General features: G+C 68.3%; 14 protein-coding genes. 6 read left to right on the top strand and 8 right to left on the bottom strand.

The features are described from left to right. Positions 1 to 110: 110 nt before the first annotated feature. Positions 111 to 278 carry a hypothetical protein gene (locus tag AC4HOU_RS01985; protein WP_169332979.1) on the bottom strand — a complete coding sequence of 56 codons (168 nt, stop codon included), beginning with the start codon at positions 276 to 278 and terminating at the stop codon, positions 111 to 113. A 293-nt stretch (positions 279 to 571) separates the two neighbouring features. Here AC4HOU_RS01985 and AC4HOU_RS01980 point away from each other — a divergent pair, with 293 nt between their 5' ends. Beyond that, positions 572 to 979, top strand: coding sequence for a low affinity iron permease family protein (locus AC4HOU_RS01980; protein ID WP_163810951.1), 408 nt, complete (start codon positions 572 to 574; stop codon positions 977 to 979). 12 nt (positions 980 to 991) lie between these two features. On the opposite strand, the gene AC4HOU_RS01975 is transcribed toward AC4HOU_RS01980, so the two are convergent. Further along, positions 992 to 1,597 (bottom strand): flavodoxin family protein, encoded by a 606-nt coding sequence (locus AC4HOU_RS01975; protein ID WP_490724074.1) that lies wholly within the window; start codon positions 1,595 to 1,597, stop codon positions 992 to 994. A 166-nt stretch (positions 1,598 to 1,763) separates the two neighbouring features. Between AC4HOU_RS01975 and AC4HOU_RS01970 the strand changes: the two genes are divergently transcribed. Beyond that, entirely contained in the window at positions 1,764 to 2,243 is a 480-nt protein-coding gene (locus AC4HOU_RS01970) for a Dps family protein (protein WP_490724073.1), read from the top strand. A 35-nt stretch (positions 2,244 to 2,278) separates the two neighbouring features. Further along, positions 2,279 to 4,072, top strand: coding sequence for a thiamine pyrophosphate-requiring protein (locus AC4HOU_RS01965; protein ID WP_490724072.1), 1,794 nt, complete (start codon positions 2,279 to 2,281; stop codon positions 4,070 to 4,072). Positions 4,073 to 4,096: 24 nt separating this feature from the next. Here AC4HOU_RS01965 and AC4HOU_RS01960 read toward each other — a convergent pair whose 3' ends face one another. The 3 genes from AC4HOU_RS01960 to AC4HOU_RS01950 are packed head-to-tail and all read right to left on the bottom strand — an operon-like array spanning position 4,097 to position 6,237. Beyond that, positions 4,097 to 4,534, bottom strand: coding sequence for an SRPBCC family protein (locus AC4HOU_RS01960; RefSeq protein WP_194990599.1), 438 nt, complete (start codon positions 4,532 to 4,534; stop codon positions 4,097 to 4,099). A 30-nt stretch (positions 4,535 to 4,564) separates the two neighbouring features. After that, positions 4,565 to 5,734, bottom strand: coding sequence for a zinc-dependent alcohol dehydrogenase (locus AC4HOU_RS01955; RefSeq protein WP_194990606.1), 1,170 nt, complete (start codon positions 5,732 to 5,734; stop codon positions 4,565 to 4,567). Beyond that, positions 5,734 to 6,237: a hypothetical protein gene (locus AC4HOU_RS01950; RefSeq protein WP_490724071.1), complete on the bottom strand. Its 504-nt coding sequence runs from the start codon at positions 6,235 to 6,237 to the stop codon at positions 5,734 to 5,736. Before AC4HOU_RS01950 ends, AC4HOU_RS01955 begins: the two co-directional genes overlap by 1 nt. Positions 6,238 to 6,375: 138 nt before the next feature. Here AC4HOU_RS01950 and AC4HOU_RS01945 point away from each other — a divergent pair, with 138 nt between their 5' ends. Further along, the gene (locus AC4HOU_RS01945) at positions 6,376 to 7,389 is read left to right on the top strand and encodes a DNA topoisomerase IB (protein ID WP_490724070.1); all 1,014 of its coding nucleotides are present in this window, start codon (positions 6,376 to 6,378) and stop codon (positions 7,387 to 7,389) included. 233 nt (positions 7,390 to 7,622) lie between these two features. Here AC4HOU_RS01945 and AC4HOU_RS01940 read toward each other — a convergent pair whose 3' ends face one another. Both AC4HOU_RS01940 and ctaD read right to left on the bottom strand, forming a co-directional pair. Further along, positions 7,623 to 8,300, bottom strand: coding sequence for a phosphodiesterase (locus tag AC4HOU_RS01940; protein WP_490724069.1), 678 nt, complete (start codon positions 8,298 to 8,300; stop codon positions 7,623 to 7,625). A 27-nt stretch (positions 8,301 to 8,327) separates the two neighbouring features. After that, the gene (gene ctaD, locus AC4HOU_RS01935) at positions 8,328 to 10,079 is read right to left on the bottom strand and encodes an aa3-type cytochrome oxidase subunit I (protein ID WP_163810965.1); all 1,752 of its coding nucleotides are present in this window, start codon (positions 10,077 to 10,079) and stop codon (positions 8,328 to 8,330) included. Between the two features lie 176 nt (positions 10,080 to 10,255). Between ctaD and rfaE2 the strand changes: the two genes are divergently transcribed. Further along, positions 10,256 to 11,752 (top strand): D-glycero-beta-D-manno-heptose 1-phosphate adenylyltransferase, encoded by a 1,497-nt coding sequence (rfaE2, locus tag AC4HOU_RS01930; RefSeq protein ID WP_490724068.1) that lies wholly within the window; start codon positions 10,256 to 10,258, stop codon positions 11,750 to 11,752. Positions 11,753 to 11,905: 153 nt separating this feature from the next. Here rfaE2 and AC4HOU_RS01925 read toward each other — a convergent pair whose 3' ends face one another. Continuing rightward, the gene (locus AC4HOU_RS01925) at positions 11,906 to 13,060 is read right to left on the bottom strand and encodes a glycosyltransferase family 9 protein (RefSeq protein ID WP_490724067.1); all 1,155 of its coding nucleotides are present in this window, start codon (positions 13,058 to 13,060) and stop codon (positions 11,906 to 11,908) included. A gap of 207 nt (positions 13,061 to 13,267) precedes the next feature. On the opposite strand from AC4HOU_RS01925, the gene AC4HOU_RS01920 reads away from it, so the two are divergent. After that, a complete protein-coding gene (locus AC4HOU_RS01920; RefSeq protein ID WP_490724066.1) occupies positions 13,268 to 14,470 on the top strand; it encodes a glycosyltransferase in 1,203 nt (400 codons plus the stop codon). The last annotated feature ends 31 nt before the right edge of the window (positions 14,471 to 14,501 follow it).

The following is a 14,501-nucleotide window of genomic DNA, read 5'->3' as shown; positions in this document are numbered from 1 at the left end:
GAGGAGTAGAAATGTGGGGAGATTCAAAAAGTCGAGACCACGTCTGAGGACCCGGGCACCGCGGCGGTGGCGACGGGACACGCCACCGCCGCGGCGACCGAAGCGGGTTGCTACAGGCAGAAGCTCAGCTCCAGCGGCCCGAGGTGAATCGGTGCGCACACCTCCACCGATCCCGCGACGGGGGCGGCGGTCTCGGCGGAGGCGGGGGCGGCGCCGATCGCTGCCGCGGTGAGAACCAGGCCGGCGACGGCGAGCGGACGAATAATTCTGGAGTTCATAAACATTCCTCGGTTGTGCTCTGCGATGGAGCCCCGGGTTCGGGACCGGCCTCATCAGAACACAAGGCGCGCACGATATGTCGCTCGCAGTGCAGTTCTTGATTCTTCAGCTGATATCCGCGCGCGTGTCGTAGAAATCCACAATTCCGGCCCGGCGGCTCGCAGGCATAATTCGCCGGGGAAAACCGGCCGGGGCGGCGCGAACGTTTGTTCGGGGTATTTCCCGGGTACGGCGGTCATACAGTGAAAGGAAGCCTGCCGCGTCCAGGGCGGCGAGCGTGAGGAGGTCCGCCATGAGCGCGAAACGAGGCCGCGCGCTGCTGCCGTCCGAAGTCAGCGACGACCGATCCATCTTCGATCGCTTCGCCAGCCGCGCCGCGGCGACGGTGTCCAAGGCCTGGTTCTTCGCCTTCTGCGTGCTGATCGTGCTGGTGTGGGCGCCGAGCATCCTGGTGCTGCGCAATATCGACACCTGGCAGCTGGTGATCAACACCGCGACGACGATCATCACGTTCCTGCTGGTCGCCCTGCTACAGAACACCCAGACGCGCTCGGACGAGGCGGTGCAGCACAAGCTCAATGCGATCGCCGACGCGCTCGGCGACCTGATGGACGAACTCGGCCCGGAATACCCCGGCCTGCGCAGGCATCGCGAAGACCTCACCGACGCCGTCGGTTTGGAGCGTCACGAGTCCAGCTGACCCGGCGTGCGTTCAGGCCGGGTAGGGCTCGGCGCGTAGCAGTCGCGCCAGATGGGCGGCGTTGCGGGCCAGCGTCGCGTTCGTGCCGGCGACGGCCTTGGGGACGGAATCGAGATCCAGGTAGTCGACGCCGCTCATCGCCTCACCGTTCCAATAGGTGCCGCCCTGACCGGGAAGGCTGAACTCGATGTCGTCGAGCGCCTGGAACAGATCGGCGATGATCTTGTGCGCACCGTCCTCGTTGCCGACCACCGCCGCCGTGGCGACCTTGCCGAACATGGCCGGGCGACCGCGGTCGTCGGTGTTGGACAGTTCGGCGTCGAGCCGCTCGAGCATCCGCTGCGCCACCGAGGACATGTGGCCGAGCCAGGTCGGGGTGGAGACCAGCAGGATATCGGCGGCCAGGATCTTCTCCCGGATCTGCGGCCACTGATCGCCCTCGCCCTCGTCGGCGGTGATCCCTGGCAGCACGTCGTAGTCGACCACCCGCACGATCTCACCGCGCACCTCGTGCTGGGCGAACTCGGCCAGCACCTGCCGGGCCAGTCGATCGCTGCTGGACTCGGCAGGCGACTTCTTCAACGTGCACACCAGCGCGACCGCGCTCAGCTCGTCCATGACTGCTCCTCCTGATCCGGCCACCGTCGCAGGTGACGTTTTGCCAGGGCGGTACCCGCTGCGCCGAGGCTCACACAGCCGCCCGGCCGGTGCCGGGTTTGCCGGCCGGGAACCGGGTAGACCGATCGTGACTGGTCGATCTCAACCCCAACAGGAGGCAGTAACGATGTCGGTCCCCATCAAGAGCACCCTCGACGCCGAAGCGCAGCGCATCACCGGTGACGCACTGCGGGCGAGCGTGGTCGATCTCATCGATCTGTCGCTGATCGCCAAACAAGCGCACTGGAATGTGGTCGGCCCGAATTTCCGTCCCTTGCACCTGGCCCTGGACGAACTGGTGACCGCGGCGCGCGGATTCACCGATGCGGTGGCCGAGCGGGCCACCGCGATCGGCGTCAGCCCCGACGGACGGGCGCAGACGGTGGCCAAGGAGGCCGCCGGACTCGGCTTCCCGGACGGCTGGCAACAGGACACCGACGTCATCACCGCGATCGTGGACAACCTCGGCACCGTCATCGGACGATTCCGGGAACGCATCGACGCCACCGAGAAGCCCGACCCGGTGACCCAGGATCTGTTCATCGAGATCGCCGCACGGCTCGAGCAATTGCACTGGATGTGGCAGGCCCAGCTGGCCACCGCCTGACCGGGAGCGCAGCACCGAGACGAGGAGGAGACACGATGGCCGAGCAGGTCGGTGACGTTCTGTTGCGCCGCCTCGGGGAATGGGGTGTGCGCCAGGTCTTCGGTTACCCCGGCGACGGAATCAACGGTCTGCTCGCCGCATGGGCGGGCAGCGACGACTATCCGCAGTTCGTGCAGGCCCGGCACGAGGAGATGGCCGCCTTCGAAGCGGTCGGATTCGCCAAATTCTCCGGGTCGGTCGGGGTGTGCGCGGCGACCGGGGGCCCGGGCGCGATCCACCTGCTCAACGGCCTCTACGACGCCAAACTCGACCATGTGCCGGTGGTAGCGATCGTCGGCCAGACCGAGCGCAGCGCGCTGGGCGGTTCACATCAGCAGGAGGTCGATCTGCCCACGGCGTTCAAGGACGTGTGCAGCGCCTACTCGCAGCTGTGTGTGGTGCCGCAGCAATTGCCCAACGTGCTCGACCGCGCCTTCCGCGTCGCGCTCGCCGAGCGGGCGCCGACGGCGGTGATCGTTCCCGCCGATGTGTTCTCGCTCGACTACACCGCGCCGGCGCACGAGATGAAGAACGTCCCGTCGAGTCTCGGTCTGAGCCAGGGCACCATCACACCCGATCCGGAGGCACTGCGCCGCGCGGCCGAGATCCTCGACGCGGGGGAGCGGGTCGCGATCCTGGTCGGCCAGGGTGCGCGCGGCTGCGTCGAGGAACTGACCCGGCTGGCCGATCTGCTCGGCGCGGGCGTGGCCAAGGCGCTGCTGGGTAAAGATGTGCTGCCCGATACCGAACCCTGGGTGACCGGATCGCTCGGCCTGCTCGGCACCACGGCCAGTCATTACCTGATGTCGGAGGCCGACACCCTGCTGACCATCGGGTCGAACTTCCCCTACAGCGAATACCTGCCCGAGTACGGGCAGGTGCACGGCATCCAGATCGACCGGTCCGGCGCCTGGATCGGCATGCGTTACCCCTATGAGGTCAGCATTGTCGCGGATGCGAAAGCCGCACTGCGCGAATTGATTCCGATGGTGAAACGCAAGCGTGACCGCAGCTGGCGCAAGCGCGTCGAGCACGAAGTGGCGCAGTGGTGGCGGGCCGCCGACGAGGTGGCGATGCTGGACGCCGATCCGATCAATCCGATGCGCATCTTTTCCGAGCTGTCACCGCAACTGCCCAAGAATGCCGTGGTCACAGCGGATTCGGGGACCTCGGCCGACTGGTACGCGCGTCACCTGCGTTTCCACGGCGATATGCGTGGGTCGCTGTCGGGCACGCTGGCCAGCATGGGGTGCGCGGTGCCGTACGCCATCGGCGCCAAATGGGCGTACCCGGAGCGACCCGCCATCGCGCTCGTCGGCGACGGGGCCATGCAGATGAACGGCCTGGCCGAACTCATCACCATCGCCCGCTACTGGCGGCAATGGCAGGACCCGCGCCTGATCATCGCGGTCCTGCACAACAACGACCTCAACCAGGTGACCTGGGAGCTGCGCGGAATGCACGGCGCGCCGAAATTCCCGGATTCGCAGACCCTGCCCGATGTCGACTACGCCGCGTTCGCGCGCAGTCTAGGGCTCGGCGCCGAATCCATCGACGATCCGGCGGCGCTGGCCGGCGCGTGGTCGCGGGCGTTGTCGAGCGCGCGCCCGGTGGTGCTGGATATCGCGTGTGATCCGAATGTGGCGCCGATACCACCCAACACCACCTTCGAGCAGTTCTCCTCGCTGGCCAAGGCACTGCTGCACGGCGATGAAGACGCGGGCCCGGTGCTGGCGCAGTCGGTCAAGCAGAAGACGCGCCGCTTCTTCGCCAGGCACCGCAGCGGTTAGCGGGCGCGATCAGCGCACGCGCGCCTACTTCTTGCCGACCGCGATATCGGCGAGCCGGGCCAGCGCCTCCTTGTTGCGTGGTATGAGCAACGCCCCTTCGATCGGTCCGGGCACCCAGCGGCTCGGACCGCGAACGGCCTTCTCCGCCATCCGGATCTCGGTGCGGCCCGGGCCGATCTCGACCAGGTCGAGCCTGATCCAGGCCGCGCCGACCGGCCACAGTCCCGCGTCCAACTCCAGGCTGTGCGGTGGGTCGACGGCCCGCACCGTGGTGGTGTCGTCGATGGTGAACGGCCATGGGCCGACCCGGTGATGGATCCGTGCACCCACTTGCGGCCAGTTGCTGTCGACCTCGCGGATGTGGGAGGCGCCGACCACCCAGCTCGCAAACGACCAGCCGTCGGCGAGCACCGCGAAGATCTGCTGCGGTGACGCGGCTACCTCGGTCCGGACCTCGACCATGATGTCCTGCCTTCCTCGGGTGCGGATGGTTCAGGGGCGGAAGACGGCGCGCACGCACTCCTGTTTGCTGTTCTTGAACAGGTCGTAGCCGCGCACCGCCTCGTTCAGTGGCAGATCGTGGGTGATGAGGTAGGACGGATCCAGATCGCCCTGCTCGATGTAGTCGAACATGCGCGGCATATAGGCTTGCCCGCGCTGCTGGGCGGAACGAATGGTGAGGCCCTTGTTGGTGATCACGCCCATCGGGAACTTGTCGGTGAGACCGTAGACGCCGAGCACCGACACCACGCCGGCCTTGCGGCAGGCCACGATCGCCTGGCGCAGCGAGGTCGCGCGATCCGTCTCGAGCCGCAGCAATTGCTTGGCCTTGTCGTAGAGCTGCTGCAACCCGGTTCCGTGCCCTTCCATGCCGACGGCGTCGATACAGGCGTCGGGTCCTCGGCCGCCGGTGGTTTCGCGCAGCGCCTCGGCCACACTGTCCACGGTCGTGTAATCGATCGTCTCCGCGCCGGCGCGGCTGCGGGCCAGCTCCAGCCGGTTCGGGAACCGGTCGATGACGATCACCCGTTCGGCGCCGAGCAGGCGCGCGGTGTGCGCGGCCATCAGACCGACGCCGCCGCTGCCCCAGACCGCGACCGTGTCGCCGGGGGAGATATCGCAGAAGTCGGCGCCCATCAAGCCCGTCGGCACCGCGTCGGAACAGAACAGTGCCTGCTCATCGGTGACGCCATCGGGGATGGTGAAGCAGTTGACATCGCCGAACGGCACCCGGATGTACTCCGCGTGCGAACCCTGGTAGCCGCCGAAAGGATGGGTGTAGCCATAGATTCCGCCGGAGGGGTAGCCGAGCAACGGTTGTTGTAGCGCGGCGTTCGGGTTGGTGGTGTCGCATGCCGAGTACAGGCCGTTGCCGCAGTACCAGCACGCCCCACAGCCGATGAACGACGGTACGACCACCCGGTCACCGGCCTTCGCCGACGTCACCTCTGGCCCGGTCTCGACGACCTCGCCCATGAATTCGTGCCCGATGACGTCGCCTGCGCGCATCCCCGGCAGATAGCCGTCGATGAAGTGCAGATCCGAGCCGCAGGTGGTACTCAACCGCACCCGCACGATCACATCGTGTGGATTGACCAGGACCGGATCGGGCACGGTCTCGACGGCGAGATCGTTGACGCCGTTCCAGCACAGTGCACGCATCATGCCTCCTGCTCGGTGCGTCGGCCGCTGGGATTGTGTTCGAGGGTGGGCATTTCGCCTGTCTGCAGCAGCGCACGGGCGCGATAGAGCGCGGTGAACGCCGCCGCGCCGGTGAGCAGGCCCGGTGCCGGGCTCGTCGTCCGGACGGTGACCTCGGTGCCGAGGTCGTGTGGTGCGTCGGCGAAACGCAATCGGATCTTTTCGTCGTGTTCGCCGGTGAAGCGCAGTTCGTCAGCATCGTCGACGACGTCCGTCTCCCACCGCAGAGCGTCATCGCCGAGCTGTTCGAAGGTCCACTCCAGGCGGTCCGGCCCCGCCTCCCGCACCTGGGCGATCCCCTGCAGGACGGCCGACAGGTTGTCCGGATCGCGCCAGAACCGCCGCACCTCATCGCGCGGTCGCGCCATGGTCATCGTCTGGGTGCTCACCCCGCCACCGGAGGCCCCCACGACTTTCCCGACCAGGTCGACCACCTGGTGCTTGGCCTTGTCGATGTAGTCCACGAGCACTCCCTCCGAACGGCGACCGGCGGCCGGAGCAGCCGCATTCCTTCACCGCATACCCCGTGCTCGGCAAACAATGTCGGGGCCGGCCAGGTGTGAAATCGGGGAGGCGGGCTATGCCGGAGAGGGGAGGGACCTATGAGATTGCGGCGGAGCAGGCCTTACGGACCGGGCATCAGGCGGATCGCCCGTGGGCGCGGATTTTCCTATGTGGGCGACTCGGGTGAGCCGGTCGCCGACGCCGACACCCTGGAGCGCATTCGCGGGCTGGTGATCCCGCCGGCGTGGCGCAAAGTGTGGATCTGCCCGCACCCGAACGGTCATATCCAAGCTGTCGGCGTGGACGTGGCGGGCCGCAGGCAGTACCTCTACCACGAACGCTGGCGCCGTGAACGCGACGAGGAGAAGTTCGATCGGGTCCTCGACCTGGCCCGCCGGCTACCCGAGCTGCGCGCGCAGTTGGAAGCGGATCTGGGTGTGCGTGGCCTGCCACGTCGCCGCGTCGAAGCGCTGGCGATCAGCCTGGTGGATCGCGGCGTATTCCGGGTCGGCGGTGAGGAATACGCCGAGGAGAACGGGACACGCGGCGTGGCCACCCTGCTGCGCGATCAGGTGCGCGTCGCCGGGGACGAGATGGTGTTCGACTACATCGCCAAGGGCGGGATCCGGCGGCGGGTACGGGTGCGCGGGCCCGCCCTGGCGAGGGCCGTTCGCGCGCTGCGACGCCGGCGGACCGGCACGCGGCGGCTGTTGGTGTACCGCGACGACGCGGGATGTCACGAACTGCACGCGGAGGAGATCAACGCTCGCTTCAAAGAGCTGACCAGCCCCGAATGCAGTGTGAAGGACCTGCGGACTTGGCAGGGCACCGTGCTGGCCGCGGCTGGATTCGGATCGGCGCGGCGCCCGGAGTCCCAGCGCGGCAGGCGACGGGTCGAGCGGGAGATCTTCCAACAGGTCGCCGACGCACTGGGCAATACGCCCGCCGTGGCGCGCGACTCCTACATCGACCCACGTGTGGTCGAGGCCTTCGAGAACGGTGCGACGATCCATGCCGCGCTGCGACGGGCGAACCGGGCCGATGCGGATGAAGAACAGACCGCGATCATCGAGCGGGCCGTCATCCGGTTGTTGCGTAAGGCCGCAGGCTGAATCGCGCCGTGGCCGCAACGCCAGTTGCCCAGCGCCGCCGGCGAATTCGGCCGACGGCCAACGGTCACGGGTCAGGACCGGGGTGCCTGCGGAGGTGAGTCCGACAGCTCGGGGCGAGCTCCCGGCCGGGGTCGTCGTCGGCGGTGGTTGGGTGTCGCGCCATTCCTCGGCGCGGCTGGACCGATTCCCGCGCAGGGTGCCCTGCATCAGCGGGGCGAATTACGCGCGCCGGCTCAGGGTTCCTCTCCGCGCCCGCGGCGGCTGCCGATATAGGCGCGTTCCCTGAACTTGGTGACGAGCCCGGGCACCAGCGTGACCTCGGCCGGATGGTTGAGCATCGGGTCGAAGAAGTCGGTGCGGTAGTCCTCGGGTTCGGCCTGGTGCAGGGTCAGTTCCCCGGCGGTGCGGCGCGGGGTCCCGATGCCCTGGACGGTGATCTCGAAACCGAGGGTGTGCTCACGCAGATGCTCTGCCATGGCATCCAGCGAAGCGGTCGCGGGCTGGTTCGCGTCCGGTTCGGCATGCACCCAGGTCAGGCTGGATGCACCGAACCGGTACGGCAGCAGGGAGCCGTAGCGGGCGCTGACCCAGCCGCGGGCCGGAGTGATCGCCAGCCGGCCGAGCCCGCCGCGGCCGGTGGTGGCCAGCACGAAATCCCACGGATGGTCGTCGCGATCGAGCACCCGGAAGGCCAGCCCGAGCATGTCCGGTAGCCCCGCGGGGGTGCCGATTCCCTTCGACATCCGCGCGATCACTGCCCGCTCGCCGGGTCCGAAGAGCGAGACGTATTCGTCCTCGGCATGCAATCGCCCGGACAGCCGCACGCCACGGGGGTGGAACACCCGCCCGTGCCGTACCCGGGCGCCTGCCTCGAAAGCCTTTGTCACGGTGGCGGAAACCAGATCGGCCATCACATATCCTTCGCTGCTGTCATCGGTCTAGTCGGTTGTGGCCGCATCGGATGGTTCGGACAACTCCGCACCTGCGCCGTGCCGCACGGCGCGGCCGGCGTGGGCTTCGGCGCGAATTCGTTCGACCATGTGCGGGTAGTGCACTTCGAACGCGGGTCGTTCGGTGCGGATGCGCGGCAGTTCGTAGAAGTTGTGCCGAGGCGGCGGGCAGGTCGTCGCCCATTCCAGCGAATTGCCCGCACCCCATGGATCGTCGACGGTGACCACTTCGCCGTACCGGTAGCTGCTGAACACATTCCACACGAACGTCACCATCGAGGCTCCCAGCACGAAGGACCCGATGGTGGAGACCGTGTTGAGCGCGGTGAACCCATCGCCGGGCAGATAGTCGGCGTAGCGGCGCGGCATGCCCTCGTTGCCCAGCCAGTGCTGCACCAGAAAGGTGAGGTGGAAGCCGAGGAACGTGGTCCAGAAATGCAGCCTGCCCAGCCGTTCGTCCATGAACCGGCCGGTCATCTTCGGGAACCAGAAATAGATCCCGGCGAAGGTCGCGAAGACGATGGTGCCGAACAGCACGTAGTGGAAATGCGCTACCACGAAATACGAATCGGTGACGTGGAAGTCCAGCGGCGGGCTGGCCAGGATGACACCCGACAGACCGCCGAGCAAGAAGGTGACGATGAAACCGATCGAGAACAGCATCGGGGTCTCGAAGGTCAGCTGCCCGCGCCACATGGTGCCGATCCAGTTGAAGAACTTCACCCCCGTCGGCACCGCGATCAGGAAGGTCATCAGCGAGAAGAACGGCAGCATCACCGCGCCGGTGGCATACATGTGGTGTGCCCATACCGCCATCGACAGCGCCGCGATGGCGATGGTGGCGAAGACCAGGGCGGTGTAGCCGAAGATCGGTTTGCGGCTGAACACCGGGATGACCTCGCTGATGATGCCGAAGAACGGCAGCGCGACGATATAGACCTCGGGATGGCCGAAGAACCAGAACAGGTGCTGCCAGAGAATGGTGCCGCCGGTGGCCGGGTCGTAGATGTGGCCGCCGAGATGCCGGTCATAGGCCAGCGCCATCAGCGCCGCGGTGAGGATCGGGAACGCCAGCAGCACCAGGATGCTGGTGACCAGGATGTTCCAGGTGAAGATCGGCATACGGAACATCGTCATCCCCGGCGCGCGCAGACAGACCACGGTGGTGATCATGTTGACCGCGCCGAGAATGGTGCCGAGACCCGACACCGCCAACCCCATGATCCACAGGTCTCCGCCGACGCCCGGCGAATGCAGTTCATTACTCAACGGCGTGTAACCGGTCCAGCCGAAATCCGCCGCGCCGCCCGGCGTGAGGAATCCGGCCGTCGCCATCGTCGCCCCGAACAGATACAGCCAATAGCTGAGCGCGTTCAACCGCGGAAAAGCCACATCGGGTGCGCCGATCTGCAACGGCAGGATCGCATTGGCGAACCCGAAAACCACTGGGGTGGCATAGAACAGCAGCATGATCGTGCCGTGCATGGTGAACAGCTGGTTGTACTGCTCGGGCGAGAGGAATTGCAATCCCGGCCGCGCCAGCTCCCCGCGCATCAGCAAGGCCAGCAGGCCGCCGATGAGGAAGAACGCGGTCGCCGACGCCAGGTACAGGATGCCGAGCACCTTCGGATCGGTGGTGGTGATGATTCTGTAGAGCGCCGACCCCTTCGGCCCGCTGCGGGCCGGATACGGTCGCGTCGCGGTGAGCTCACCCACCGCGCCCGAGGATGTCGCCGTCATCCCACCTCCCACATCGATGCCGAGAATGCGCCCATGTCCTCGCCCTACCCGCATCGCGGCGGCTGAACCACAGGAGCGGCCACCGAATATCGCGGCGCACTGATCGGCACCGCTTGTTTTATCGGCTCCGCGCGTGGAATGGCGAGATCGAGTGCCGCATCGACAGGAGGACGCGCATGAGTGGGACCGACTACCCCGACGGGCCCGGCCTCGCGGCCGATGTGACGCGCGGGGATGCGACCGTGGTCGTGCTCGGCGACGCCATGCTCGATGTGTGGAAGTGGGGCAGGTGCGAGCGGTTGTGCCGCGAGGCCCCGGTGCCGGTGGTCGATATCGAACGCAGCTCGTCCATGGCCGGTGGCGCCGGCAATACCGCCGCCAATCTCGCGGCACTGGGCGCCGACACCCGCTTGCTCGCCCTGACCGGCGACGATCCGCCGGCCGCCGCGCTCGCCGAGGTGCTGGCCCGCCGCGGCGTCGACACCGGCCGGATCTATCGCGCGCCCGATCGGACGACACCGGTGAAGACGCGCATCGTGGCCGATGAGCAGATCCTGGTGCGCTTCGACGAGACGAGCACCGGTATCGCCAGGCCCGATGAGATCGCCGAGTTGCTCGCTCGCCTCGACGATGCCCTGATCGGGGCCGACGCACTGATCGTCTGCGACTACGGCGGCCCACTCGGCGACAGCTTGCGCGCGGGCCTGCTCGAGCGCCGTGAACGCCTGCCGCTGCTGATCGCCGACACCCACCATCCCGGACGCTGGCGTGCGCTGCACGCCGATCTCCTCACCCCGAACGCCGGCGAGGCGGCCGAGGTTCTCGGCCTCGCGGCCACCGCAGGGGCCGATCCCGACCAGCGCGCCGAGCTGTTCGACCGCCACCGTGACGCGTTGTTCGAGGCGACGGGCACCCGCACTGTTGTGGTGACCTTGGACCGCGACGGCAGTGTGCTGCTCGACGGCGACCGCCCGGCGCACCGCACCTGGGCGCATCCGGTGCGCGAAAGCCAATCCGCGGGCGGCGGGGACACCTTCGTCGCCGCGTTGACGCTCGCGGTGCTGGCCGGGATGCCGCTCACCGGTGCGGTGGAGGTGGCGCAGGCCGCCGCCGACGTCGTCGTGCACCGGCCGGGCACCTCGGTGTGCACGCGGGAGCAGTTGCGGGCGCGCATCGACCGCAGTGGTGGTGCGGTGCTGGAGCCGAGGCACTTGATCGAGGCCGTGCGCGGGCATCGAGCCGCCGGGGAGCGCATCGTGTTCACCAACGGCTGCTTCGATGTGGTGCATGCCGGGCACATCGCCTACCTGAACGAGGCCAAGCGGCTCGGTGATGTGCTGGTGGTCGCGGTCAATTCCGACGAGAGCGTGCGCAGGCTGAAGGGCCCCGACCGTCCGGTCAATCCCGACCATGATCGGTGCGCGGTGCTGGCCGCCCTGAGCTGCGTCGATCATGTGACCGTCTTCGACGAGGACACCCCGGAGCGGCTGTTGCGGGCGACCGAACCCGATCTGTACGTCAAGGGTGGCGACTACCGGCCGGAGATGCTGCCCGAGGCGCCCGTCGTCGCCGAGTACGGCGGCGAGGTGCGCGTGCTCGGCTATCTGGCCGATCATTCGACCTCGGCGATGATCGAACGCATCCGGGACCGATCGGCGACGGGAGGTGGGTGATGAGCCCAGACCTCGAGGTCCGCTACGGGTGATCGCTCGCTGCGGGCCTGTTGCCCGGCGGTGCGATCCATCCGGAAAACCACCGACCACGGTCACCGATCGGGCGGGCGCAGGCCTACGAGGTGGTGCCTCCGTCGTTGTGGCCGCAGCGCGCTATCCGGGCAGCCGGCCGGGACTCTCGGCAGCGAGCAGGTCGAGCAGCTCGGCGTCCACATCCTCGACCGACACCGACGTGACCAGCGATTCGTCATGCGGGCAGCGCGCGCGGAACTCGTCGGTGATGTCGCGCCCGCATACTGGGCAATCGTCGCGCCAGGAGATCAGCACGCGGTCCTCGGTGCGGCTGAGCGGGCCCGCGTTGACGACATTGCCGATCCAGAACACGCCCACCGTCGGCGTGCCGAGGGCGCGGGCCAGATGACGCGGGCCGCTGTCGTTGCCGACCAGCACACGGCTGCGGGCCAGCACACCACACAGGGTGGTCATATCGGCCCCGTCGAGTAAGTGAATGGTGGCGCCACCGCGGATCCCGGACGCATTCGCGTGCGCCGTGTCCGCGATGGCGGCGAGCAGGGGACGTTCCTCGCTCGTGCCGATCAACACGACGTCCCAGCCGCGGCCCAGACAGCGGGCGCAGATCTCGGCGAACCTGGACGCGGGCCATCGCCGCCGCGGGTCCCGCGCACCGGGATGTATCGCCACCGTCGAGCCGGTCGTGCCGGTCGAGACGCGGTCCGCGGCGGCCAGATCGGCTGCGGTGAGGGGCAGTTCGGCTTCCAGCAGCACCGGCGGAGCGCCCGCCGCCCCGACCACTTCGAGCGCCCGCAGGGTCTCGTTGTGGTAGTAGCGGAACGGGACGGTGCGGTCCAGCGCGGGTGCGTCGGCGGCTCGTGAGCCGACCGACCACCGTGGATTGAGCTGCTGGATAACGGTATTGGACCAACCGCCGCCGCCGTGCAGCTGCACGCCCAGATCCACCGGTGTGCGCAGCGCACGACGCAGGCAGTCACGCAGGCCGTCGTCCCCGGGGCCGGCCACGCCGACAGCCGATTCCGGCAGGACGACGACCTCGCCGATCGGGGTCGGCCGCCCGTTCAACAGCTGCGCGTGCAGGGCGGAACCGAGCAGCACGATGTCGGCCTCCGGATAGGCGGCGGCCAGGGCATGCACGGCGGGTATGGCGAACAACAGATCGCCGAGGCCGCCGCCGCGCAGCACCGCGATCCGCCGCACTCCGGGCCAGCGCGGCCGCAACGGGCCGACGGCGAGCCGGTGCACCGCTGTGTCCGACAGCGCCGGTTCGGCCATGCCCACCCTCCTGTCGACGAAACCGATTGCCCCGCATCAGCGTGTCGCATACCCGGAGGACCGCACCCGAAACCGGTGCGCTGCCGCGGCGGCCGAGGGCACCGGTCCGCGGATTGCCGCGCGGAATACCGGGTACGCGCCGCTTAGGGCCCAACGGAGGTTGCTACGGGCGCCGGTAACGCAGCGAGCAGGAAAGGGGACCGCCCCGTGAAGATCGCCATGGTTTCCGAACACGCCAGCCCCCTCGCCGCGCTCGGCGGTGTCGATGCCGGTGGGCAGAACGTGCACGTCGGCGCGCTGGCATCGGCCTTCGCTCGCGACGGGCACGAGGTCAGCGTCTTCACCCGGCGAGACGATCCACGCATCGACACCGAGGTCGTCACCGGCGACGGCTATCGCGTGATCCACGTGCCCGCCGGTCCGCGCACACCCATTCCCAAGGACGCGATATTGCCGCACCTGGGAGACTTCGCCGACTTCCTGCACGAATCCTGGAGCAGCGACAGCCCCGATGTGGTGCACGCCCACTTCTGGATGTCGGGCCTGGCCACCGAACTCGCCGCGCGGCGCCTGCACCTTCCGGTTGTCCTGACCTTTCACGCCCTCGGCACGGTCAAACGCCGTTACCAGGGCCGCGCCGACACCAGTCCACGCTCGCGGATCAAATTCGAGCGCCTCATCGCGGTGAGCGCCGACCACATCGTGGCGACCTGCTCGGACGAGGTGCGTGAACTGGCGCGCATGGGTGTGCCGGACGCGCGCACCTCGGTCGTGCCGTGCGGGGTCGATCTCTCGATGTTCGATCGCCACGGCCCCATCGCGCCGAAGGGGCGCCGCAGGCGGCTGCTGTCGATCGGGCGGATGGTGCCGCGCAAAGGATTCGACACCGCCATCAAGGCCCTGCCGGAGCTGCCGGACACCGAGCTGCTGATCGCCGGCGGTGCCGACGACAGCGCGCGGGCCGAGGCCGCCCGCCTGCGCCGGATCGCCACCGAGCACGGGGTGGCCGACCGGGTCCAGCTGCTCGGTCAGCTCGCCCATGCCGAGATGCCCGCCCTGCTGCGTTCGGCCGATGTGGTGGTGTGCACGCCCTGGTACGAACCGTTCGGCATCGTCCCGCTGGAGGCGATGGCCTGCGCGAAGCCGGTCGTCGCCAGTGCCGTCGGCGGTTTGCTCGACACCGTCGACGACGGCGTCACTGGTGCGCTGGTGCCGCCCTCGGAACCGAAACCGCTGGCCCGTGCGCTGCGGTCACTGCTCGCCGACAGCGCCCAGCGTCGTCGCTGGGGCGCGGCGGGCCATCGGAAGGTGTGCGGGCGCTACTCCTGGGACCAGATCGCCGCCGACACCCTCACCGCCTACGAGAAGGCGACGAGCGCGCAGGCAGCCGCGCTCGGAGCAGCCAGCTGACAGAGCCATCCGACCGACGTCTGAAGGGATA

This window comes from Nocardia sp. JCM 38205, assembly GCF_058222935.1.
The sequence above is the reverse complement of the archived record's forward strand: the minus strand, read 5'-3'. Positions and strand labels throughout refer to the sequence as shown.